Genomic DNA, 22,884 nt, shown 5'->3' with positions numbered 1-22,884 from the left:
AATTGCGCTCAAGCCGGTTCCAGGGTGACGCCGAACAACAACATCACTTCGAGGGGCACAGCGACTGCATCGATCACACTCGGTATTTTTTCAGTCCTGTGAATTCAGTCGGCATACCGCAATCAGCCAGCCGGATCGCTGAGACCGAAGGCTGCTGACGGCGTGTGCCTCACGCAAAGGCAAATACCCATGCCCATCAGCGAGAACGTCAAGCTTGGCCACAAGGTGCAGATTTTCCAGCCGACGCTGGTCAACCTCTACGGCTGCACCATCGGCGACGATACGAAAATTGGCGCATTTGTCGAAATTCAGAAAAATGCTCTTATCGGAGCTCGCTGCAAAATTTCGTCGCACACTTTCGTCTGTGAAGGCGTTGAGATATCCGACGAAGTATTCATCGGGCACGGTGTAATGTTCACCAACGATCTTTATCCTCGTGCCACCAATACCGATGGCGGGCTGCAGACCGAAGCGGATTGGAAGGTCGAGCCAACCTACGTCAAGCGCGGTGCTTCCATCGGCAGCAACGCCACCATCGTCGCAGGAGTCACGATCGGAGAAGGTGCCTTGGTAGGTGCCGGCGCGGTGGTGACTAAGGATGTCCGCCCCTATGCCGTCGTTGCTGGCGTACCAGCGCGCGTGGTAGGCGACACCCGTGAGATGAAGAAGACCTGAATTCCACCGGAATACTCATTTCGGCAGCGGTTCACCTAACCAAAAAACGCACTTCAGGCAGGACGGGCTGAGCGGTGTCACCTGTCATCGAGGCCGCGGCTCAAGGTTTTTACTAGCGAGGGAATCAAGATGATCAACATCGGCGTCATCGGTTACGGATATTGGGGTCCGAACCTCGTGCGCAATTTCGCGGAAACGCCGGGGCTCAATGTGGCTTCGGTGTCAGATCTCGACTCGTCCAAGCTGGAACTGGTGCGCAAGCGCCACGCCTGCAACACGACCACTGATTACCGCGACCTGCTCAACGACAGCTCGATTGACGCGATCGCCATCGCCACCCCCGTCAATACCCATTACGAGCTTGCGCTCGCTGCCCTCCAGGCCGGCAAACATGTCTGGCTGGAAAAGCCGATGACGGAAACCTCGGTGCAGGCACGACGCCTGGTCGAGGAAGCGGAACGCCGCCGCCTCGTGCTCATCGTCGACCACACCTTCATCTACACCGGCGCCGTCCGCAAGATGGGCGAGATCATCCGCAACGGCGAACTGGGCAAGATCTATTACTACGACTCGGTACGCGTCAATCTCGGTCTGTTCCAGCGCGACGTCAGCGTGATTTCAGATCTTGCCGTACATGATTTTTCCATCCTGGATTATCTGCTGGGCGAGCATCCGGCGGCAGTCACCGCCAGCGGCACGAACCATTTCCCCGGTACGCCGGAAAATCTGGCCTACGTGACGTTGTTCTACGATTCCGGAACCATTGCCCACGCCAACGTGAGTTGGCTGGCACCGGTAAAAGTGCGCCAGATTCTCATCGGCGGCAGCAACAAGATGATCACCTACGACGACCTCGAACCCAGCGAGAAAATCAAGGTTTATGACAAGGGTGTCAGCTTCACCGACGATCCAAACCAGATCCGGGAAATGCGCATCGGCTACCGCACGGGCGATATGTGGGCGCCCAAACTGGCGGTTTCCGAAGCCTTGCGCGTCGAAAGCGAACATTTCGTCGACTGCATCAAGAACGGCACCACGCCCATGACAGACGGTCATCTCGGCGTGCGGGTCGTGGAACTGATCGAAGCCGCCAATCGCTCCATGCGCTGCCGCGGCGATACCGTCACCATTCAGAAGAGGGGCTGAAAATCATGATTCCTTTTGTCGATCTCAAGGCGCAATACCGCTCCATCAAGGACGAGGTGAATACCGCCATCCAGGGCGTCATCGAACGCTGCGAATTCACGCTGGGCAGTGAAGTTGCTGCCTTTGAAAAGGAATTTGCCGCCTATTGCCAAGTTGAGCATGGCATTGGCGTCAATACCGGTACCAGTGCGCTGCATCTGGCACTGCTGGCTGCAGGCGTGGGCAAAGGCGACGAAGTAATTACCGTGCCCTTCACCTTCGTCGCCACGGTATCGGCCATCGACTACACGGGCGCCACGCCAGTGTTCGTCGATATCGATCCCAAGACTTTCACGATGGACGTGAACGCCCTCGAGGCCGCCATCACCGAGAAGACCAAGGCCATCATTCCGGTACACCTGTATGGCCAGACAGCGGACATGGATCCGATCCTGGAAATTGCGCGCAAGCACAACTTGGTCGTGATCGAGGACGCCTGCCAAGCCCATGGCGCCGAGTACAAGGGCCGCCGCGCCGGCAGCATGGGCCACATGGGCTGCTTCAGCTTCTACCCGGGAAAAAATCTGGGCGCCTACGGCGAAGGCGGCATGGTGGTGACCAACAACCCCGAGTTCACACGGACCATCCGCATGCTGCGCGACTGGGGTGCGGAAAAGAAGTACCAGCACGTGCTCAAGGGCTACAACTTCCGCCTCGAGGGCATTCAGGGAGCCGTGCTGCGGGTGAAGCTGAAGTACCTGGAAGGCTGGACCGAGGCGCGCCGCACGGCCGCCGCCCGCTATGACAGCCTGCTGGCCGGCACCGGCGTCCCGACGCCCTACGCCCGTCCGGACGTGCGCCACGTCTATCACCTCTACGCCATCCGAACGCAGAACCGCCAAGCCTGGCAGGACGCGCTGCTGGCGCAGGGCATCCAGACCGGCATTCACTACCCCACGCCAGTACACCTGCTGCCTGCTTTCGCCGACCTGGGCTATCAGGCCGGGCAGTTCCCGCATGCGGAACGAGCAGCCAACGAAGTGTTGTCGCTGCCGATGTTCCCCGAACTGACGGCTGAGCAGTGTGAGCGCGTAGCACAGGCGGTGCAGGAACTGGCCATGCCAGTCCCAGCCATGTCGGAAGCAAGCCCGGTGGGCGTCGCCTGAGGCAGGACGATGAGCGGTGCTGACCAGGTTGCACCGTCAACGGCGCAACCCCTGCTCATCTTCCCGTACAACGGCAACGGGCTTGAGGCGCTGGATTGCCTGGGCCAGGCGTATCGCCTTGTCGGCTTCATGGACGATACGCCGGGCAAGCAAGGCGTTGACCGCCACGGCTGCCTCGTGACGGGTCGCGAAGCCCTGCAGCGCTGGCCCGAGGCGCAGGTGCTGGCAGTGCCGGGCAGTCCGACGTCGTACCGCTCGCGCCGCTCGATCGTGGAGGCGCTGGGACTGCCGAGCAGCCGCTTCGCCCGCGTCATCCACCCCAGCGCGCGCGTGTCACCGCTGGCCACGATCGGTCGTAACGTTCTGATCATGGCCGGCGTGGTGATCACCAGCAACGCCGTCATCGGCGACCACGTGTGCGTGCTGCCCAACACCGTGATCCACCACGACGCGCACATCGGAAGCTGGAGCCTCATCGGCTCGAACGTGACCATCGCGGGCAGCGTCATGCTGGGCGAGAACTGCTACGTCGGAAGCGGCACCAGCATCATGAACGGCGTGGAGATCGGCGACGGAACGCTGATCGGCTTGGGCAGCAACGTCATCCGCAGCGTGGGCGGCGGTGCCTGCATCGCCGGCAACCCGGCCCGGTTGCTGAGGGCGTAGATCCAGCCAAGGGTGCCGGGCTGCCGAGCACCGCCCAGTTCACGGCTTCATCTCAGCCCGCCGCGGCCCCCGCCCCGGCGGGCTTTCTCTTAACTTTTGTTGCCTGTTGACCGGCCCGTCTGCAGCGTCGATATCGAGTGGCCCCGCTTCACTCAAGCGGCCCTTTGCATCAAATGCGCCATAAAGGCCAGGTGATCGTCACGTGCGCGGCTTGAGGCGCCAGCTTCACGACGTCACTGTAGGGAGCCAAGTCGCGTTCGGTGCTGCGGTCCAACTGCAAGCGCATTGCAACGAAGGCGGCCAGCGCCAAGCCCCCGAACACCACCGCCATGGCCCACAGCGGCAGCTCGCCACGCAGTTTGTGGACCACCCGATCCGGTGCGGCCCAGTGCGGGGCGAAAGCCGTGCGCCGCCCCTGCAGTTGTGCAATCTCGTCGCCCAGGCGGGCCGTGAGGTAGTCCAGCTTCTCGCGCCCTTCAAGGGCGTAGCGCCCCAGGAAGCCCAGCAACAAGCACAGGTGAAACACCTCCAGCACGCCCAGGCGCGCCACGCCCTCGCGCCGCAACAGCTCCAGCTTGTCGAAGAAGCGTTCGCCGGCCATGTGCTTGCCGAACAGTTCCAGCTGCAGCGGCCTGCACTCCCACTCGCCGCGGAGCGGCAGCTTCGAGTTCAGCACCACCTCATCCAGCAAAGCACAGAAAGCGAACCGGGCCTCGGACACGTCACCAGCGGCGATCTGCAACTCCCGCGCATTGCGCTCGATGCCTTCCAGGAGCTGGCAGACCTGGTGGCGGAAAGCGGAGGCATCCGCAGGCGCGTGGCCATTGCGCAGCAGCAACAGCATGTAGAAGCCGGGATGCATCAGGTCCAGCAGGCTGCGCGGCTCACCGGTCACGGCAGCAGGCAGCACCGGGCGTTGGAGCGCCATTCCCTTTGGCCCCGCCGTCAACAGTGAAGGCACGGGCATGTCTTTCATGGACAGCTCAGCGCTTCCTGCCCGGCCAGAGCGGCGCGCTGGCGCTGCGGGAGCTGCTGACGCTGGCCAGCGGCGTGAGCCTGGAATACGAGGTGCACCTGCGCTTGCGCAGCGACGCAGTGGTACCCACACCACTGAACCGCGGGAACACGGGCTTCCCTGCCCGGCTCGGTTGGAACACTTTCTTACTTTCCAGCCCCAGTCCCCGCGAGCGGGAAGAAGCGGTCTACGACCTGCACGCCACGGCTACCTGAGCGTGGTGCCCGCCGCGGCTTCAGAAAGAAGCCATGAGCCACCGCCTCAATCAGCTCGTTTCCAAGCTCAACGACACCTGCCGCCACGCGGCGGCCCGCGCGGCCGCCATCGCCATGGCCCGCGGCCACCACGAGGTGGACATCGAACACCTGCTGCTGGCGCTGCTGGAAAGCGCCGGCAGCGATTTCTCAGGGCTGTGCCGGCGCTTCAGGGTGGATGCCGAGCAGCTGCGCGCGGAGCTGGAGCAGGAACTCGCGGCGCTGCCCGCCGGCCATGAGCAGATGCCCGTGTTCAGCCTGCGGCTGCGCACGCTGTTCGAGCAGGGCTGGAGCCTCGCTTCGCGCGACGCGCACGACGCTCGCATCCGCAGCGTCCACCTGCTGCAGGCACTGCTCACGCAGCCGGCGCTGAGCCGCGTCACCCGCCGCGCCAGCCCGCAGTTCGCGTGCATCCCGGCCGAGGCGCTGACGCACGCCGCCGAGGAGCTCACGCTCGGCTCGGCCGAGGCGCCGGAGAGCGCGAGGGCGACGCTGCAGGCACCTCCCATCAGCGCCACGGTGGCGCCCGCAACCGAGGCCGCGGAGGCACCGGCGCTGGAGCAGTACACGCTGGACCTCACGCAGCAGGCCCGCGACGGCGGCATCGATCCGGTGATCAGCCGCGACGCCGAGATCCGGCAGCTCATGGACATCCTGCTGCGCCGGCGCCAGAACAACTCCCTGCTCATCGGCGAGCCCGGCGTGGGCAAGACGACCGTGGTGGCCGGGCTGGCGCTGCGCATCGCCGCCGGCGAGGTGCCCCCGGAGCTGTGCGGCGTGGCGATCCGCGCGCTGGACCCGGCGCTGCTGCAGGCCGGCGCCGGCTTCCCCGGCGAGCTGGAGCGGCGGCTGCGCCAGCTCATCGCCGAGGTGCAGGCCAGCCCGCAGCCCGTCGTGCTGTTCATCGACGAGGCGCACACGCTCCTGGGCACCGGCGCCGCTGACGTGCTCAAGCCCGCGCTGGCCCGCGGCGAGCTGCGCACCATCGCCGCCACCACCTGGAGCGAATACCGGCGCCACGTCGGCAAGGACGCCACGCTGGCGCGCCGCTTCCAGGTGGTGAAGGTGGAGGAGCCCAGCCCGGCGCTGGCCGTGGCCATGCTGCGTGGCCTGGCGCCGCGGATGGAGCGGCATTTCGGCCTGCGCATCCGCGACGACGCCCTCACCGAGGCCGTGCGGCTGTCCACGCGCCACCTCGGCGAGCGGCACCTGCCGGGCAAGGCCGTCAGCGTGCTCGACAGCGCCTGCGCGCGCGTGGCGCTGAGCCAGAGCACGGTGCCGGCCGCCATCGAGGCGCAGCGGCGCCAGATCGAGCGCCTGGAAGCCGAGACCGCCTCGCTGCAGCGAGAGGAAACGCTCAGCGAGAGGCAAGCGCAGCGCCTGCAAACCCTGCAGGCCGAGCGCGGCGTGGCCCAGGCCCGGCTCGACGCGCTGTGCGAGCGCTTCGAGGCCGAGCGCGCGCTGGTGCAGGAGCTCAACACGCTGCATGCCACCCTGTCGGACCCGCAGGCGCTGTCGTGGCGCACGGCGCAGCGCCTGCTCTCGGGCCGGGCCGCGCTGGCCGGGCTGCAGGCCCAAGCCGGCCTGGTGCTGCTGGAGGTGGATACGAACGCGGTGGCCGCCGTGGTGGCCGACTGGACCGGCATCCCGCCCGCACGGCTGCTCCAGGACGAGATCCAGACAATGGTGAACCTGGAAGCCCTGCTGGCGCAGCGCGTCGTCGCCCAGCCGCAGGCGCTGTCCGCCATCGCGCAGCGCCTGCGCAGCAACCGCGCCGGCCTGCAGGCGCAGAACCAGCCCCGGGGCGTGTTCCTGCTCGTGGGTCCCGGCGGCGTGGGCAAGTCCGAGACGGCGCGGGCGCTGGCGGAGCTGCTCTGCGGCAGCGAGCGCCGGCTCGTCACGCTGCGCATGAACGACTACCGCGAGATCCACGCCTTCGGCGCCCCCGAGCACACGCCGCTGCGCTGGCGCGGCAGCGGCGTGATCACCGAGGCCGTGCGGCGCCATCCCCACAGCGTGGTGCTGCTGGACGAGACCGAGCAGGCGCCAGCCGAGGTGCTGGCGCTGCTGCACCAGGTGCTCGACCAGGGCGCGCTGCAGGACGCCGAGGGCCGCAGCGTGGACTTCCGCCACTGCCTGTTCATCCTCAGCAGCCAGTTGGACGCGGAGCCGATCCGCCAGGCCTGCGCCATGGCCGGCGCCGACACCGCCCGGCTGGCCGAGGCGCTGCGCCCCGCCCTGGCCCATCGCTTCAGCCCGTCACTGCTGGAGCGCCTGACGCTGGTGCCCTATCTGCCCCTGGATGCCGCCGCCCTGCAGGCCGTCGTCCGGCTCAAGCTCGACCGCATCGCCATGCGCGTGGCGGCACAGCACCAGGCGCCGCTGCACTACGACGACGCCGTCGTCGTCGCCATCCAGGCCCGCTGCAGCGGGACGGCGGCCGGCGCGCATCCCATCGACCAGTTCCTCGAAGCCACGCTGCTGCCCGCCATCGCCGAGCAGGTGCTGCAGCGCATGGCCGGCGGCCGGGCGCCGCAGGGCATCCACATCGGCATCGGCGCCGCCGTGGCCAGCCGGCCGGCCGCGCCCCAAGGCCGCTGAGGGGCGCTTGAGCGGGCGGGCCTCAGGCCCGGCCCGCGACAGGAACGGCCAGCCGCAACCCGCCCCTCTCCACGCAGCCCCCGGGCGCGGACGCCACCACGCGCAGCACCGCCTCCCGGGTGGCCGACACGATCACGCTGGCGTTCTCGGCCACGACCAGGCGTTCGCCAGGGCGCAGCACGTGGTCCTCGTCGTCGCCGTCCAGCGTCACCCACAGCTCGCCGGCCTCGCACACCAGCGTCCGGCGGCGCACCTGCGACAGCACCACCCACTCCCTGCGCGCCAGCGCCAGACGGGCGCGGCAGCAGAAACCCACTTCCAGCGCACGCTCCCCGCGCTCGGCAACCACCCGGCGCAGGAACGCCTTTACCGGCTCGAACGGCATCGCGGCCCCGGCGGCGGCAGGTAGGCGCGGCCAAGCCGGCACAAAGGCGGATTGAAACAGGCTCATGGCGGCTCCTTCCACGGCCGGCCGTGGCGCTGCGCCCGCAGCCCTTGAAGCCGGCTCAAAGCTTGGATAGCCCGCATTGAAGGCCCAGCCCGCTCTGCGAACAATGGAGATTTGCGACACCGACCGTTGAGTCCAGCTCACACCTCATGACGAACTCCCTTCCTCCCCTGGGCGCGCTGCGCGCCTTCGAGGCCGTGGCGCGGCACGCGAACATCACCAAGGCGGCCGAGGAGCTGCACGTCACCCCGGGCGCGCTGAGCCACTAGATCCGCGGACTGGAGCAGGTCCTGGGCGTGACGCTGTTCGAGCGCCAGGCGCGCGGCATGGCGCTCACGCAGCACGGCAGCGTGCTGTTCCCGGGGCTGCGAAGCGGCTTCGTCCAGATCCGCGAGGCCGTCGAGGCCCTGCGCGCCGCGGGCGAGCAGCAGGTGCTGGTGCTGAGCGCCCCCCCGGGCTTCACCTCGAAGTGGCTGGCGCCGCGGCTGTACCGCTTCGCCGAGCGGCATCCGCAGATCGAGCTGCGCGTCGCCGCCTCGGCCGCCTACGCCAACTTCACCACCGACGGCGTGGACGCGGCGATCCGCAGCACCTCCCACCGCCGCTCCCGGGAGCCGGGCCTGTCCTACGAGAAGCTGATCGACGCCAGCATGGTCGTCGTCTGCAGCCCCCGGCTGCTGGAAGCAGCGCGCGGCGCCGGCCAGCCCTGGCACCGGCTGCCGCGCATCCACGACGACCAGCTCGCCGGCAGCCCCGAGATGCCCGGCTGGCGCGACGTGTTCCAGGCCGCGGGCCTGGACCCGGACACGGCGGTGGAGCGCGGCCTGCACTTCAACAGCGCCGACCACGCCGTCGATGCGGCGATCCAGGGCGCCGGACTGCTGCTGGCGCACACGCTGCTGGTGCGCGAGGAGCTGCGCAGCGGCCGGCTCGTGCAGCCGCTGGACGTGGTGCTGCCCCTGGACCGCGCCTACTACTTCGTCTGCCCGGCCCGCAAGCGCCAGCTCCCCGGCGTGGCCGCGTTCCGCGACTGGCTCGGCGCCGAGATGGCCGAGGACGCCCGCCACCCCTGAGCCGCCGCGAAGCGATGCGCGGCTTGAATCCTTCCAATATTTCCATTATTCTCGAAATATGGAAGAGAAAGACGTTGTCCGATCCCTGGCCGCGCTGGCCCAGCCGGTGCGGCTGCAGGTGTTCCGCAGCCTCGTGGTGGCCGGCCCGGCGGGCCTGACACCCGGCGCGATGGCCGAAGCGCTGGGCCTGCCGGCCTCGACGCTGTCCTTCCACCTCAAGGAGCTGGCCAATGCCGGCCTGGTGAGCCCGGAGCGCGACGGCCGCAACCTCATCTACCACGCCGCCTTCGAGCACATGAACGCGCTGCTGGCCTACCTCACCGAGAACTGCTGCCAGGGCGCGGGCTGCCTGCCCGGCCCCAAGTCCTGCACCGACTGCTGAAACGCCATGACCTTTCACGTCCTGATCCTGTGCACCCACAACTCCGCCCGCAGCGTGCTGGCCGAGGGGATGCTCAACCACCTCGCCGCGCGGCTGGGCCGCGACGTGCGCGCCCACAGCGCCGGCAGCGCGCCGAGCGGGCACATCAACCCCTTCGCGCTGGAGGCACTGCGCAGCGCCGGCATCGACACCGGCGCCTTCCGCAGCAAGCGCTGGAACGAGTTCTCGGCCGACGGCGCGCCGCCGCTGTCCGTCGTCATCACCGTGTGCGACAGCGCCGCGGCGGAGAGCTGCCCGGTCTTCTTCGGCGCCCAGGGCGAGCCGGTGAAGGTGCACTGGGGTTACCCGGACCCGTCCAACGCCGAGGGTGGCGACGACGGGAAACGCCGCGCCTTCGAGCTGACGCGCCAGGCGCTGGGCTACCGGATGCTGCAGCTGCTGGCGCTGCCGCTGGAAAGTCTGGACCGCGCCGCGCTGCAAGCAGCGCTCATCGGCATCGGCCGCAGCTGAGCAAAGGGATTCCACGCCATGGACACCACCCTCCCCGCCCGCGCTGCCGCGCCCGCTCCCATGAGCCTGTTCGAGCGCTGGCTCACGCTCTGGGTCTTCCTCTGCATCGTCGCCGGCATCGCGCTGGGACAGCTCCTGCCCGGTCCGTTCCAGGCCATCGGCCGCATGGAGGTGGCCCGAGTCAACCTGCCGGTGGGCCTGCTGATCTGGGTGATGGTCATCCCGATGCTTTTGAAAGTGGACTTCGGCGCGCTGCACCAGGTGCGCCGGCACTGGAAGGGCATCGGCGTCACGCTGTTCGTGAACTGGCTGGTGAAGCCCTTCTCGATGGCGCTGCTGGCGTGGATCTTCGTGCGCCACGTCTTCGCGCCCTGGCTGCCGGCCGAACAGCTCGACAGCTACGTCGCGGGCCTGATCCTGCTGGCCGCGGCGCCCTGCACCGCGATGGTGTTCGTGTGGAGCCGGCTTACCAACGGGCACCCGCTCTTCACGCTGTCGCAGGTGGCGCTCAACGACACGATCATGGTGTTCGCCTTCGCCCCCATCGTGGCGCTGCTGCTGGGGCTGTCGGCCATCACCGTGCCCTGGGACACGCTGGTCACCTCGGTGCTGCTCTACATCGTGATCCCGGTGATCGTGGCGCAGCTGTGGCGCAAGGCGCTGCTGCGCCGGGGCCAGGCGTCCTTCGACGCGGCGCTGGCGAAGATCGGCCCCTGGTCCATCACGGCGCTGCTGGCGACGCTGGTGCTGCTGTTCGCCTTCCAGGGCGAGGCGATCCTGAAGCAGCCGCTGGTGATCGCCATGCTGGCGGTGCCGATCCTGATCCAGGTCTTCTTCAACTCGGCGCTGGCCTACGGGCTCAACCGCCGGCTGGGCGAGTCGCACAGCGTGGCCTGCCCGTCGGCGCTCATCGGCGCGAGCAACTTCTTCGAGCTGGCGGTGGCCGCGGCCATCAGCCTGTTCGGCTTCGAGTCGGGTGCCGCGCTCGCCACCGTGGTGGGCGTGCTGATCGAGGTGCCGGTGATGCTGCTGGTGGTGCGCCTCGTCAACCGCAGCAAGGCCTGGTACGAGGCCGGCGCCTGCCGCTGAAGCTTTTCCACCGGGGCGCCACCGCCCCGGCTTCCCTGCAGTAGCCCTTGTCCGAAGCCCAGCGCGAGCGCGGGCGCGTCGCGGTCCGCTGCGCGTCCTGACACCCGCGCCCATCCAGGAGATCGACCATGTCGATGAGCCCCAGCATCACCCTGCGCCAGGCCGGCGCGTCCGACTGGAGCGCCGTGCAGGCGCTGCTGCAAGCCCACCAGCTGCCCACGGCGGGCGCGCGCGAGCACCTGTCCACCTACGTGCTGGCCGTGAGCAACGGCGAGGTCGTGGGCTGCGCCGGCGCCGAGGTCTACGGCGACGTGGCGCTGCTGCGCTCGGTGGCGGTCGCGCCGGGGCTGCAGCGCCGGGGCCTGGGCCGGGCGCTGGTGGGCACGCTGATCGAGGAAGCGCGGCGGCGCGAGATCCGCGCGCTGTACCTGCTCACCGTCACCGCGCCGGACTACTTCCGCCGCCACGGCTTCCAGCGCATCACCGCGGCACAGGTGCCGCAGGCGCTGAAGGCCTCGGCCGAGTTCCAGGGCGCCTGCCCGGCCAGCGCGGTGCCGATGGCGCTGGCGCTGCGCGAGGCCACGCCGGCACAGCCGCCGCGGGAGCTGCCCGTGGCCGTGATCGGCGCCGGCCCGGTGGGCCTGGCGGCGGCGGCGCGGCTGATCGAGCGCGGCATCGAGCCCCTGGTGTTCGAAGCCGGCGCGCAGGTGGGCGCGCACCTGCTGGACTACGGCCACGTGCGCCTGTTCTCGCCCTGGCGCTACGACGTCGACCCGGCCATGGCGGCGCAGCTCGCGCCCACCGGCTGGAGCGCGCCGCCCGATGACGAGGTGCCGCTGGCGCGCGAGGTGGTGGAGCGCGTGCTGCAGCCCTACGCCGCGCTGCCGGCGGTGGCGCGGGCGCTGCACCTGAACACCCGCGTCACGGCCATCAGCCGCGAGGGCTTCGACAAGGTCAAGAGCGCCGGGCGCGAGGCCGCGCCCTTCCTGATCCGCGCCCAGCGCGGCGGCCAGCCGCTCGAATTCCGCGCCCGCGCCGTGATCGACGCCAGCGGCACCTGGTCGCAGCCCAATCCGCTGGGCGCCAGCGGCCTGCCGGCGCTGGGCGAGCGCGAGCTGGGCGACGCCGTCTTCTATGGCATCCCTGACGTGCTCGGCCGCGACCGCGCGCGCTATGCCGGGCGCCGCACGCTGGTGGTGGGCGCGGGGCACTCGGCCGCCAACGCGCTGCTGGCGCTGGCCGAGCTGGCCGAGGCCGAGCCCGCCACGCGCTTCGTCTGGGCCGTGCGCTCGCCCAACCTGGCGCGCGTGTTCGGCGGCGGCGCGGCCGACGCGCTGCCGGCGCGCGGCGCGCTGGGCTCGGCGCTGCAGGGGCTGCGCGACAGCAGGCGCATGGAGTTCGTCAGCGGCCTGCGCATCGCCGCGCTGCGGCGCGAGCCCGACGGCCTGGTGGTCGAAGGCACCGGGGCGGACGGACGGCCGCTGGTGCTGGAGGGCATCGACCAGGTCGTCTGCGCCACCGGCCAGCGCCCGGACCTGGGCCTGGTCGGCGAGCTGCGCCTGAAGCTGGACCCGTGGCTGGAATCGACCGAGGCGCTGGGTCCGCTGATCGACCCCAACCTGCACAGCTGCGGCACCGTGCGCCCGCACGGACACCGGGAGCTGGCGCACCCAGAACCCGGCTTCTACACGCTGGGCGTGAAGAGCTACGGCCGCGCTCCGACCTTCCTGATGGCCACCGGCTTCGAGCAGGCGCGCTCGGTGGCGGCGGCCATCGCCGGCGACCTGGAAGCCGCGGACCGCGTGGAGCTGGACCTGCCGGAAACGGGCGTGTGCAGCGCCGGCCCGGACTTCGCGGACGCCGGCGCCAGCGGCTGCTGCGGCGGACCGGCGCAAGCAACGAGCACAGAGAGCGCGCAAAGCGCTGCGTGCTGCGCCCTCGATGCGCAGAAAAAGGCCGACGGCGAGGCCGGCTGCGGCTGCGGCGAGCCCGCGCCGGCCGCCACGGCGCCCGCCCAGCCGGCGGCCTGCTGCGGCACACCGGTGAGGGCCGAGATCAAGGTCGCCACCCGCTGCTGTGGCTGAGCCGAGCACGCCGGCGCCGTGGCACCGCGGCCGGGCCGTGGCCCTCCTGGGCACGGCCCAGATCCTGGCCTGGGCCTCGTCGCAGTACCTGCCCGCGGTGCTGGCCGCACCCATGGCCCGTTCGCTCGGGCTGGGCGAGCCCACGGTCTTCGCGGCCTTCTCGGTGGCGCTGGGCGTCGCGGCGCTGACGGGGCCCTGGGCCGGGCGCGCCATCGACCGCCTGGGCGGTCGCCCGGTGCTCATGGTGTCGAACGTGGTGTTCGCGCTGGGCCTGGCGGTGCTGGGGCTGTCGGCCGACGTCTGGATGCTGTTCGCGGGCTGGATGCTCCTCGGCCTGGGCATGGGTTGCGGCCTGTACGAGGCGGCTTTCTCCACCCTGGTGCGGCTGTACGGGCCGCAGGCGCGCAACGCCATCACCGGCGTGACGCTGTTCGGCGGCTTCGCCAGCACCGTGGGCTGGCCGCTGTCGGCCTGAATGGCTGCGCACTGGGGCTGGCGCGAGGCCTGTTTCGCCTGGGCCGCGCTGCACCTGCTGCTGGGGCTGCCGCTCAACGCCTGGCTGCCGCGTGCGGCTGCCGCAGCCCCGCTGCCGCAGCCGTCCGGGGATGCTGTGGCGGCGCCGTCCGCCCCCGAGCCGCCCGTTGCCATCCCGCAGCCGCGGCTGGTGCTCGTGCTGCTGGGCCTCACCTTCGCCTGCACCTCGCTCGTCACCACCGCCATGGCGACGCACCTGCCCGGGGTGCTGCAGGCCGCGGGCGTCAGCCTGACCACGGCGGTGGCGCTGGGGGCGCTGGTCGGGCCGGCGCAGGTGGCGGGGCGGCTGCTGGAGCTGGGCGTGCTGCGCCGGCTGCATGCGCTGCTGACGGCGCGCCTGGCCGCGCTGGCGCATCCGCTGGGGGCCGCGGCGCTGCTGCTGGCGGGCGGCACGGCGGCGGCGCCGTTCGCACTGCTGCACGGCGTGGGCAACGGCATGCTGACCATCGCCAAGGGCACGCTGCCGCTGCTGCTGTTCGGCGCGCACGGCTATGGCGCGCGCCAGGGCTGGCTGATGCTGCCGGCGCGCGTGGTGCAGGCGCTGTCGCCCTTCCTGTTCGGGCTGGCGCTGCAGCGGCTGGGCAGCGTGGCGCTGGGGCTGTCGCTGGCCCTGAGCCTGGCGGCCTTCGCCGCGCTCCTGCTGCTGCGCGCCCCTGCGGCGGCCGGGGAAGCGCCGCGCCCTGCGGGCCGTCAAGGCGCCTCGGCCGCACAGCGGCCATAACGAGACCTTCACCACGGGAGAAGCTTCACCATGGCCTGGACCGATTCCCTGGCGCTGCTGCGGGACGCGCCGCGCTTCCTGTTCTTCACCGGCAAGGGCGGCGTGGGCAAGACCTCGCTGGCCTGCGCCTGCGCGCTGGCGCTGTCCGACGCGGGCCGCCGCGTGCTGCTGGTCAGCACCGACCCGGCCTCCAACCTCGACGAGATGCTGGGCACGCCGCTGGGACGGCGGCCCCGGCCCGTCGAAGGCGCGCCGGGGCTGCAGGCCCTGAACATCGACCCCGAGGCTGCCGCCGAGGCCTACCGCGCGCGCGTGATCGCGCAGATGGCGCCCGGCAGCAGCGACGCCGAGCGCGGCACGGTACGCGAGCAGCTCTCGGGCGCCTGCACCACCGAGATCGCGGCCTTCGACGAGTTCGTGGGCCTGCTCGCCGGCGACGCCGAGGGCTTCGACCACGTGATCTTCGACACCGCCCCCACCGGCCACACGCTGCGGCTGCTGAGCCTGCCCAAGGCCTGGACCGGCTTCCTGGAGGGCAACGACCGCGGCGCCTCCTGCCTGGGTCCGCACTCGGGGCTGAAGATGCAGGAGGCGCGCTTTCGCGAGGCGATGCAGGCGCTGGCCGATGCGCAGCGCACGCGCGTGGTGCTGGTGACGCGGCCGGACGCGCCGGCGCTGAAGGAGGCCGCGCGCAGCCGCTCGGAGCTGCTGGCGCTGGGCCTGGCCAACCAGTGGTTGATGGTCAACGGCGTGCTGGCCGAGGCGCCCGGCGACGACGCGGTGGCCGCCGCCTGGCAGGTCCGGCAGCAGGCGGCGCTGGACGCGCTGCCCGACGGCCTGCGCGGGCTGCCGCGCACGCTGGTGCCGCTGCGCGGCTTCGACATGGTGGGGCTGCCGGCGCTGCGCGCCCTGCTCGACGACGGCGCACCGCCGGTGCCCGTGCGCGACGGCGCCGCCGAGGGCGTGGCGAACCTGCCCGGCGTGCAGCCGCTGGACGCGCTGGTGGACGAGCTGGCGCGCCAGCCGCATGCGCTGGTGATGGTCATGGGCAAGGGCGGCGTGGGCAAGACGACCATCGCCGCCGCGCTGGCCGTGGCCCTGGCCGGGCGCGGCAAGTCGGTGCACCTCTCCACCACCGACCCGGCCGCGCACCTGGCCGCGACGCTGGACGGCGAAGTGCCGGGCCTGCGCGTGGACCGCATCGACCCGCAGGCGGAGACGCAGCGCTACGTCGACAAGGTGATGGCCTCCAAGGGCCGGGGCCTGGACGAGGCGGCACGCGCGCTGATGCTGGAGGACCTGCGCTCGCCCTGCACCGAGGAGGTGGCGGTGTTCCACGCCTTCTCGCGCATCGTGTCCGAGGCGCGCAGCGCCTTCGTGATCCTGGACACCGCGCCCACCGGCCACACGCTGCTGCTGATGGACGCCACGGGGGCGTACCACCGGCAGATGCTGCGCGACTTCGAGGGCAGCGGCACGACGCGCCTGGTGACGCCGCTGATGCGGCTGCAGGACCCGGACTACACCCGCGTGGTGCTGGTCACGCTGCCGGAGACCACGCCGGTGTCGGAGGCGGCGGCGCTGCAGGAGGACCTGCGGCGCGCCCGCATCGAGCCCTTCGCCTGGATCGTCAACCGCAGCCTGGCCGCCTCGGGCACCACCTCGCCGGTGCTGCGCGCCCGCGTTGCCGGCGAGCTGGCGCAGCTGCGCCGCGTGGCAGGCGGCCTGGCGCAGCGCACCTGCGTCGTGCCGTGGCGCCCGCAGCCGCCGATCGGGGTGGAGGCGCTGCGGGGGCTGGTGGAGGGAGAAGCGGGACGGGAGGGAAGCGGTTGAGCGCTGGCTGAAAGCTGCGCTGCCTTGGCAACGGCTTCGTCATGCATGCGCAGGCGCAGTGCTGTCCAAGAAAAGTCGAGGCATTTCTGCAGGACGAAGCACAGGTGGCCGCTCCACTAGTTCGTCATTCCCGCGCAGGCGGGAATCCAGGCGGCCCCACGTCAGCACGAAGCCTGGGTGCAGCGAACCAGGACCCAAGCCCTGGCGTTCAGCCCAATCTGCTGCAGGCGGCTTGGGGACCGCCTGGACTCCCGCCTTCGCGGGAGTGACGAATCAGGGGGCGAAACGGCTTGGCTCACGAGATGCCGCGGCCTGGAAGTTTCCCCGCACCCCAGTGCACCTCAGCCCTCTGCCCTCACCGCCTCCAGCACCTGCCGCAGCAGCTCCAGCCCCAGCTGGATTTCCTCGGCCGTCGTGTTGAGCGCCGGCATGAAGCGCAGGCAGTTCGGGCGCGGGCCGTTGATCAGCAGGCCCCGCTCGCGCGCCAGCGCCACCACCTGCGCCGACGGCAGATCGCCCAGCTCCAGCGCCAGCAGCAGCCCGTGGCCGCGCACGGCGCCCAGGCCCAGCTCGGCCGACAGCGCCCGCAGTTCCTGCGCCAGCCGCTCGCCGACGGCCTGGCTGGCCTCGAGGAAGCCCGGTGCCAGCAGCGTCTCCAGCACCGCCTTGCCGGCGGCACAGGCCAGGGGGTTGCCGCAGTAGGTGCCGCCCTGGTCGCCCGGGGCGAAGCACGAGACCGCGCGCTTGGCCAGCAGCGCCGACAACGGCACGCCGCCGCCCAGGCCCTTGCCCAGGGTCATGATGTCGGGCTCGATGCCGTGGCGCTGGTAGGCGAACAGCGGCCCGGTGCGTCCGCACCCGGTCTGCACCTCGTCCACGATCAGCAGCAGCCCGGCCTCGTCGCACAGCGCGCGCAGCGCCCGCATGAAGGCCGTGCTGGCCGGGAACACGCCAGCCTCGCCCAGCACCGGCTCCAGCATCACCGCCACGGTGCGCTCGCCGACCAGGGCGCGCACGGAGTCGATGTCGTTGTAGCGGGCCTTGGGGAAGCCCTCGACCTGCGGCGCGAAGAGCCGGTCCCAGCCGGGCTTGCCGCTGGCCGACATGGTGGCCAGCGTGCGGCCGTGGAAGGCATCGGCGAAGGTGATGATCTCGAAGGCGCCCTGCTTGTGCAGCTGGCCCCACTTGCGCGCCAGCTTGATCGCGCCCTCGTTGGCCTCGGCGCCGGAGCTGGCGAAGAACACGTGGTCGAAGCAGCTGTGCGCGGTGAGCAGGTCCGCCAGCTCGATGGCACGCGGGTTGAAGAAGGCCGGGCTCGGGTTGATCAGCGTCGCCGCCTGCTCGGCCAGCGCCTTCACCACCGGCGCGGGCGAGTGGCCCAGGCCGTTGACGGCCCAGCCCTGCACCCAGTCGAGGTAGCGGCGGCCCTCGCTGTCGAACAGGAACGCGCCTTCGCCACGGACGAAAAGCGTCTCGGGACGGGGCGCCACCGGCATCAGGCTGGCGGTGGACGAGGGGGTTTGAGCTTGCACGGGCATCTCCTTCAGGTCGGACGGGACAAAGAAAAAGGCCACGGGGGTGAGCCGTGGCCTGGTCGGGGGAACTGCCTGGGGGACTGCTAGCGGTCCGCTGCTTCGGACCTCACCCCACGCTTCGCACGAACGCGCCACGGCTTGCGGGACCGGCGTCGGTCCGCGGCACGGCGTCGCGAAAGGCGGGAAGCGGAAATCATCGGGCCATCGTAACAGGGGATTGCAAAGCGCCCGTCGGGCGCGCGCTGAAATGCGCCTTCAGGGCCTGAACAGCGACAGGTCGATCGCGCCCGCCATGGCCTCGTAGCCGGCGGCGTTGGGGTGCAGCGTGTCGCCGCTGTCGTAGAGGGGGCGCATGCGCCGTGGCAAGGCCGGGTCGCGCAGCACGGCGTCGAAGTCGATCACGGCATCGAAGGCGCCGCTGGTGCGGATCCAGCGGTTCACGGCCTGGCGCTGCGCCTCCAGCGTGTCGGAGCCGCGCTGGAAGGGCGTGAGCGTGCCGCCGTAGACCTTGAGCCCGGCGGCCTGCGTCCGGGTGGCGAGCTGCTGCAGCCCGGAGATGACGCGCGCGGCCGAAGTGCCGTCGATCAGGTCGTTGATGCCCAGCAGCACGATGACGAAGCGCGAGCCCGAGGTGGCCAGCACGTCGCGGTCGAAACGGGCCAGCGCGCTGGGGCCCAGCTCCGAGCTCCAGATCGCGTTCCCGCCGATGCCCTGGTTGAGCACGCCCGTCACCGGGCCCTGGTTGAGCAGCCGCCGCGCCAGCACGTCGGGCCAGCGGCGGTTGGTGTCGGTGTTGGTGCCCGCCCCGGCCGTGATGGAGTCGCCCAGCGCCACGACGGCGCCGACGCCGGCGGGGGCCCGCACGTCCACGCCCGCCAGGAAATACCAGGGCGAGGTGCAAACCCGGTTCGCGAACTGGTCGGCGCACACCGTGGTGGACGCCACCGGCATGCTGGCCGCGCTGGTGAAATTGCCCTTGGGCGATACGTAATTGGTTTGCCGCGACCGGAAATGCAGCGTGGGCAGGCCGGTGGCCACGGGCAAGTAAATGCTTACGGCGAGGTCACTGCGTGGCGGCACGTCGAGATTCACCGGGTCGCTCAGCACCGCCGCCCCGGGCGCGATGGTGACGCTGGATTTGCCGCCGAAAGCCAGCGCACGGTCCGAGCCGGGCATGGTCGCCGCGCCGCTGCTGCGCAACGCGACATGGGCCGCGCCAATTTGCAGCGGCGCTTGGCCATGGGCATTCGTAAAGCGCACGCGCACGCGGCTGCCGCCGATACTCACGTGAACGATTTCACGCAAGGTCTGCCTGTAAAACCCGCTCGCCAGTGGTGCCCCGTTGTACCAGGGTTGCTGCGGCGCTGCACTCCAGGTGCCGACCCAATGCAGGCTGGCGGCTTCGGGTTCCATATCCTGGGCCGCGGCGTGCCAAACCGTAAACGCCAGCAACATGGCGACCCAGCGGCGGACCGGAATACGGGCAAACACGGCGATTTTCATGAAGCGGCTCCTCGGCAGTCCGCTCCTTTATGCCGGGCAAGATTTCAAGTCGCCGTTTGCAAATGAAAAAGCCCGCAGATAACGGGTTTGGACCCGCGGCGCGGAATGCGGCCTCAGTCGCGGCCGGCGCGCACCGGGCGGCGCAGCTCCGGCAGGATGTCCTCAATGGTGAGCTGCTGCGCCCGCATGATGTTGCGGATCTTCACCAGGGCTTCGAGCCTGGTGGCCTCGCGCATGTCGCTGGCCTGTTGCTCCAGCTCCTGCAATTCGCTGCGCAACTCGCCAATGCGCACCATGATTTCGTCGTACGTGGGGGCCCGCTGCGGCTTGACCCAACCGGTTTGCTCTACTGCTGCCATATCTCTCGCTCAAAGATCAAATGAAGATCCACCCTGAACCCTGCCAAGGCTGCGGTAAGTCTTGCAAGGTTATGGAGGTTCCTTGTTAGTTTTTCTGGTTATCGCACTGCATTCTCACCCCTGGCCAGACTACCGAGGGTAAAGGCATTCGCAAACCCCTGACCTGTGCCTTGTCGTACCCGCGAGCACACATATGAACGGGACGGCATGCCCGTCCGATACGTACACGGTGCCTTCAGCATACCGCCAAGGTGGGGAGGACTGTTTCCGCAACATGGATTCCCGTTATTGATTGCATCCTGTGCGCGGCTGCCGGACTGCAATTGACGGCCAGCTTCGCGAGGCGATGCCAATCTCACGATACAGAACTTGATGCCGATTCAGCGCCTTAGGGCTTGAATCCACACTCGAACAACTTCCACTTTCAACACCGTCCCGGCCGGCGGCCCGAGGTACGGGCTGGGTGTGGGGACATTCAACAAACGCCCCATTGTTTCACGAATTTCCGGGAATTGGTCAGCGGATCGGTAAATCGGCCGCCGGTGCCGCGGGGCCTCTCATGGCGACGCAGCCACAATCGCGGTCCATGAATCGCGTGCCTGCTCCCAAACCTCCCGCCTGGCGGCGCTGGATCGCCATCGTGCTGCGCTGCGCGCACATCGCCGGCCTGGTGCTGCTGGGGGCTGCGCTGCTGGGCGCGCCGCTGCCGCTGCGCATCGGCGCGGCCGTGACGCTGCTCACCGGGCTGGCGCTGTTCGTGGCCGAGCTGGCGGACACGCGCATCCACCTGGGCGAGCTCGCCGGCGTGGTGGTACTGCTGAAGCTGGCCGCGGTGGCCTGGATGGCGCTGGACCCGGCCGTGGCGCCACTGCTGTTCTGGCTGGTGCTGGCGGTCTCGGGCCTGATGTCGCACGCGCCGCGCCCGCTGCGCCACTGGCGTCCGCGCCGCCAGGCGCAGTGACCGTGCCTCAGCCGCCGCGCCGCGCGCTCGCCAGCAGCGCCGGCCAGCCCGGATAGTCCCGCGGCGCCAGCGAGAACTTGCGGGCGAAGCCGCCGGTGGACGTTCCCGCGCACAGCGCCTGCACGTAGGCGGCACTGTCGCTGACCCAGCTGCCGCCCAGCAACGTGAGGCCGCGCGCGAACAGCGGATCGGGCGGGCAGCCGACGCTGGGCCCCACCATCGCCAGCGCCCGCGCGTGGCGGCAGTGCGCCAGCGTCGCGTCCAGCGTGTCGTTGAGCAGCAGCGTGCCAGTGCACAGCACCTTGGCGCAGCCGGCCAGCTCGGCCGGGTCCAGCGTGACGCGCACGCCCTCGCGCTCGCCGGCCAGGTCAGCGCGCAGTTCGACCACCAGCACGCGCGCGCCGCGGGCCGTGATGCGCGGGATCAGCGGCGTGAAATAGCCGACCATGCCCACCGTCTCGCCGGGCTGCGGGTCCAGCGCGCCCAGCGAGTCGCCGCTGGCCGGGGGCTCGAAGCCGGCACGGTCGAAGAGCCAGCGCGTGAGCGCGTTGAGCGCCGCGAAGCCCAGCGTGCGCCGGATCGGGTCCGCCTCGGCGTAGCAGCGCGCCAGGGCCAGGGCGTCGCCGCCGGCCAGCGCGGCGGTATTCACCTGCCCGTGCAGCCGCGCCCATGTGTCGCCCAGCAGCACGTAGGACAGGCCCAGCGTGCCGTCCTCCAGCTCCAGCGCCGCGAATTCGCCGCGCAGGGCATCGGGGGCCGGCGGCGGCGGCAGGTGCAGCGCGTGCACGCGCGGCAGCGGGCCCAGGTCGGCCAGGGCTTGGACCAGGGACAGGGCGTCGTCAGCGTAGCTCATTCGTTGTTTCCTGCGGAGGGGGCATGCCGTGCCGCGCGCTGCGACAGGGCGTTGGGGAAGTACAGCGCCGTGAGGCTCTTGCTGTGCACGGGCGAGAAGCCGCGGCCGTCGCCGCCCTCGGCCGCGTCGGCGTAGCGGCGCCAGTCGCGCACCCAGTGGATGTCGTCGCAGACCTCCAGCAGGCCCATCGTTTCGCGGTCACCCACCAGCACGCCCTGCACGCGCAGCCCGAAGCGGCGCTGCGCCTCGTCCAGCCGCTGCAGCGTGTGCGGCACGCAGCCAAACTCGCCGTCGCTCACCAGCAGCACGTCGGCCTGGTGCCAGCGCGCCTCGTGCACGCGCTTGATGGCGCGCTCGATGGGCGTCTGGATGTCGGTGCCGCCGTCGAAGCTCTGGCCCATGAGCTCCAGCAGCGCGCGCAGCCCGGCGGCATCGGCGCCCAGGTCGCGCTCCAGCACCTCGTCCGGGCCTCCGAAGGCGATGAGCTTGCAGGCACGGCGCTGCTCGTGGGCAGCGCGCAGCGCGGCGATAGCCACGGCCTTGGCGATGTTCTCCGGCGCGCCGCGCATGGAGCCCGAGGTGTCCAGGCACAGGATGATCGGCCCGCGCTCCAGCGGCTCCGGCTCGGCCTGGGCGCTGCGCCGGTGCGGCGGCGCGTGCCGGTCCGGGCGCCAGTCGGTGAGCACGGCCTGCGTCTCCCAGCTCAGCAGCCGCGCCTCGGCATGGCGCGCGCGCCAGAGCTTCTTGAGTACCGGGTGGTGCAGCATCACCGCCTCGCTGGCGAGCATGCGCTCGGGCCGCGACGAGAAGCGCACGCCGACGATCTCGCCCGGCGCATCGGGCAGCCGCGTTTCGATGGCGCGCAGCGCCAGCGGCGGGGCGTCGCAGGCGCTCTCGCGCGACTGTGGCGCGAGCGCCGCGGCGCTGCGCTCGGCACGGCCCAGGCGCCGCACCAGCGCCACCAGCGCCGGCAGCTGCTGCAGCCACTCGCTGGCCTTGCGCGCGGCCTGCCAGGAGCGCGAGTGCAGCTGCCCGTGCAGCTCATCCCAGCGCATGTGACCCAGGTCGCCCAGGCTGCGCAGCAGCGCCAGGTGCTCTTCCAGACCCGCGCTCTCCAGTTGCCACTCGGCCCGGAAGTCCTCCGCCACGCGGGCGATGGCCTCCGCGCGCGACAGCCGCGGCTGGTGATCGACGATGCGGTCCAGGTGCCACAGCAGCGTGCGCAGCACCTGCTCGGCCAGCGCCGGCACGCCACGCGCCAGTCCGGCCAGCCCCAGCTCGCCCACCACACGGCGCAGCGGCTCGACGGCCACGGCGTCGCCGAAGTCCGCCTGTGGCGGCGGCAGCGCGCCGGCGCCCAGGCTGTCGAGCCAGGTGCGGGCGTCGGCCAGCCGCCGGCTGCGCTCGCCGGCGCTGGTGATCAGGGCCGGCAGCCACAGGCTGCGCGGCAACGCCTCCAGCCGGTGGTAGGGACGGTCCAGGGGAGCGGCGTCCATG

General features: G+C 70.6%; 21 protein-coding genes and 1 pseudogene. 15 read left to right on the top strand and 7 right to left on the bottom strand.

What is annotated here, in order from left to right; all coding sequences use genetic code 11:
* Positions 1–189: 189 nt before the first annotated feature.
* The 4 genes from H537_RS56675 to H537_RS0137300 all read left to right on the top strand — a co-directional run bounded on the left by H537_RS56675 (position 190) and on the right by H537_RS0137300 (position 3,632).
* Entirely contained in the window at positions 190–675 is a 486-nt protein-coding gene (locus tag H537_RS56675) for an acyltransferase (protein ID WP_029001927.1), read from the top strand.
* 129 nt (positions 676–804) lie between these two features.
* On the top strand, positions 805–1,821 hold the full coding sequence (locus H537_RS0137310; RefSeq protein WP_029001926.1) for a Gfo/Idh/MocA family protein: 1,017 nt from the start codon (positions 805–807) through the stop codon (positions 1,819–1,821).
* Positions 1,822–1,826: 5 nt separating this feature from the next.
* A complete protein-coding gene (locus H537_RS0137305) occupies positions 1,827–2,966 on the top strand; it encodes a DegT/DnrJ/EryC1/StrS family aminotransferase (RefSeq protein WP_029001925.1) in 1,140 nt (379 codons plus the stop codon).
* Positions 2,967–2,975: 9 nt separating this feature from the next.
* Positions 2,976–3,632, top strand: coding sequence for an LbetaH domain-containing protein (locus tag H537_RS0137300; protein ID WP_051244545.1), 657 nt, complete (start codon positions 2,976–2,978; stop codon positions 3,630–3,632).
* A gap of 169 nt (positions 3,633–3,801) precedes the next feature.
* Here H537_RS0137300 and icmH read toward each other — a convergent pair whose 3' ends face one another.
* Positions 3,802–4,560: a type IVB secretion system protein IcmH/DotU gene (gene icmH / locus H537_RS0137295; RefSeq protein WP_029001923.1), complete on the bottom strand. Its 759-nt coding sequence runs from the start codon at positions 4,558–4,560 to the stop codon at positions 3,802–3,804.
* A 5-nt stretch (positions 4,561–4,565) separates the two neighbouring features.
* Between icmH and H537_RS54015 the strand changes: the two genes are divergently transcribed.
* A complete protein-coding gene (locus H537_RS54015; protein WP_156902191.1) occupies positions 4,566–4,862 on the top strand; it encodes a type VI secretion system baseplate subunit TssG in 297 nt (98 codons plus the stop codon).
* A 33-nt stretch (positions 4,863–4,895) separates the two neighbouring features.
* Positions 4,896–7,502 (top strand): type VI secretion system ATPase TssH, encoded by a 2,607-nt coding sequence (tssH, locus tag H537_RS47950; protein WP_051244543.1) that lies wholly within the window; start codon positions 4,896–4,898, stop codon positions 7,500–7,502.
* A gap of 22 nt (positions 7,503–7,524) precedes the next feature.
* Here tssH and H537_RS0137285 read toward each other — a convergent pair whose 3' ends face one another.
* Positions 7,525–7,953, bottom strand: coding sequence for a DUF2917 domain-containing protein (locus H537_RS0137285; protein ID WP_029001922.1), 429 nt, complete (start codon positions 7,951–7,953; stop codon positions 7,525–7,527).
* A 146-nt stretch (positions 7,954–8,099) separates the two neighbouring features.
* Here H537_RS0137285 and H537_RS51945 point away from each other — a divergent pair, with 146 nt between their 5' ends.
* The 8 genes and pseudogenes from H537_RS51945 (at position 8,100) to arsA (ending at position 16,176) form a co-directional block, all read left to right on the top strand.
* Positions 8,100–8,219 carry a LysR family transcriptional regulator gene (locus H537_RS51945; protein WP_084151253.1) on the top strand — a complete coding sequence of 40 codons (120 nt, stop codon included), beginning with the start codon at positions 8,100–8,102 and terminating at the stop codon, positions 8,217–8,219.
* A 27-nt stretch (positions 8,220–8,246) separates the two neighbouring features.
* Complete coding sequence (locus tag H537_RS47945; RefSeq protein ID WP_051244541.1) at positions 8,247–9,023, top strand: LysR substrate-binding domain-containing protein; 777 nt, start codon at positions 8,247–8,249, stop codon at positions 9,021–9,023.
* A gap of 58 nt (positions 9,024–9,081) precedes the next feature.
* Positions 9,082–9,405: an ArsR/SmtB family transcription factor gene (locus H537_RS0137275; protein ID WP_029001921.1), complete on the top strand. Its 324-nt coding sequence runs from the start codon at positions 9,082–9,084 to the stop codon at positions 9,403–9,405.
* Positions 9,406–9,411: 6 nt separating this feature from the next.
* Positions 9,412–9,915, top strand: coding sequence for an arsenate reductase ArsC (locus H537_RS0137270; protein WP_029001920.1), 504 nt, complete (start codon positions 9,412–9,414; stop codon positions 9,913–9,915).
* An 18-nt stretch (positions 9,916–9,933) separates the two neighbouring features.
* Positions 9,934–11,004 (top strand): ACR3 family arsenite efflux transporter, encoded by a 1,071-nt coding sequence (gene arsB, locus H537_RS0137265; RefSeq protein ID WP_029001919.1) that lies wholly within the window; start codon positions 9,934–9,936, stop codon positions 11,002–11,004.
* A gap of 128 nt (positions 11,005–11,132) precedes the next feature.
* Positions 11,133–13,088 (top strand): arsenic resistance N-acetyltransferase ArsN2, encoded by a 1,956-nt coding sequence (gene arsN2, locus H537_RS47940; RefSeq protein WP_084151252.1) that lies wholly within the window; start codon positions 11,133–11,135, stop codon positions 13,086–13,088.
* Positions 13,081–14,343 (top strand): annotated as a pseudogene (locus H537_RS47935) (MFS transporter). The gene arsN2 and the pseudogene H537_RS47935 overlap by 8 nt, the downstream one beginning before the upstream one ends.
* A 30-nt stretch (positions 14,344–14,373) precedes the next feature.
* On the top strand, positions 14,374–16,176 hold the full coding sequence (gene arsA, locus H537_RS0137250) for an arsenical pump-driving ATPase (RefSeq protein WP_043461861.1): 1,803 nt from the start codon (positions 14,374–14,376) through the stop codon (positions 16,174–16,176).
* Positions 16,177–16,517: 341 nt separating this feature from the next.
* Here arsA and H537_RS0137245 read toward each other — a convergent pair whose 3' ends face one another.
* From H537_RS0137245 to H537_RS0137235, 3 genes are all read right to left on the bottom strand, one after another.
* Positions 16,518–17,714: an acetylornithine transaminase gene (locus H537_RS0137245; RefSeq protein WP_051244568.1), complete on the bottom strand. Its 1,197-nt coding sequence runs from the start codon at positions 17,712–17,714 to the stop codon at positions 16,518–16,520.
* A 252-nt stretch (positions 17,715–17,966) separates the two neighbouring features.
* The gene (locus H537_RS0137240; RefSeq protein ID WP_211235148.1) at positions 17,967–19,016 is read right to left on the bottom strand and encodes an SGNH/GDSL hydrolase family protein; all 1,050 of its coding nucleotides are present in this window, start codon (positions 19,014–19,016) and stop codon (positions 17,967–17,969) included.
* Positions 19,017–19,327: 311 nt separating this feature from the next.
* On the bottom strand, positions 19,328–19,510 hold the full coding sequence (locus tag H537_RS0137235) for an H-NS family nucleoid-associated regulatory protein (RefSeq protein WP_169517178.1): 183 nt from the start codon (positions 19,508–19,510) through the stop codon (positions 19,328–19,330).
* A gap of 649 nt (positions 19,511–20,159) precedes the next feature.
* Between H537_RS0137235 and H537_RS0137230 the strand changes: the two genes are divergently transcribed.
* Complete coding sequence (locus tag H537_RS0137230) at positions 20,160–20,534, top strand: hypothetical protein (RefSeq protein WP_064736122.1); 375 nt, start codon at positions 20,160–20,162, stop codon at positions 20,532–20,534.
* Positions 20,535–20,541: 7 nt separating this feature from the next.
* Here H537_RS0137230 and H537_RS0137225 read toward each other — a convergent pair whose 3' ends face one another.
* Together H537_RS0137225 and H537_RS47930 are read right to left on the bottom strand one after the other, a co-directional pair.
* Positions 20,542–21,387, bottom strand: coding sequence for a Rossmann-like domain-containing protein (locus H537_RS0137225; protein WP_029001913.1), 846 nt, complete (start codon positions 21,385–21,387; stop codon positions 20,542–20,544).
* Positions 21,384–22,883: a VWA domain-containing protein gene (locus H537_RS47930; RefSeq protein WP_043461855.1), complete on the bottom strand. Its 1,500-nt coding sequence runs from the start codon at positions 22,881–22,883 to the stop codon at positions 21,384–21,386. Before H537_RS47930 ends, H537_RS0137225 begins: the two co-directional genes overlap by 4 nt.
* Position 22,884 lies beyond the last annotated feature (1 nt).

Origin of the sequence: Azohydromonas australica DSM 1124, from assembly GCF_000430725.1 — a bacterium.
GTDB classification, from domain to species: domain Bacteria; phylum Pseudomonadota; class Gammaproteobacteria; order Burkholderiales; family Burkholderiaceae_C; genus Azohydromonas; species Azohydromonas australica.
Note: the sequence above shows the minus strand (reverse complement) of the source record. Positions and strands in the feature narration are given on the sequence as shown.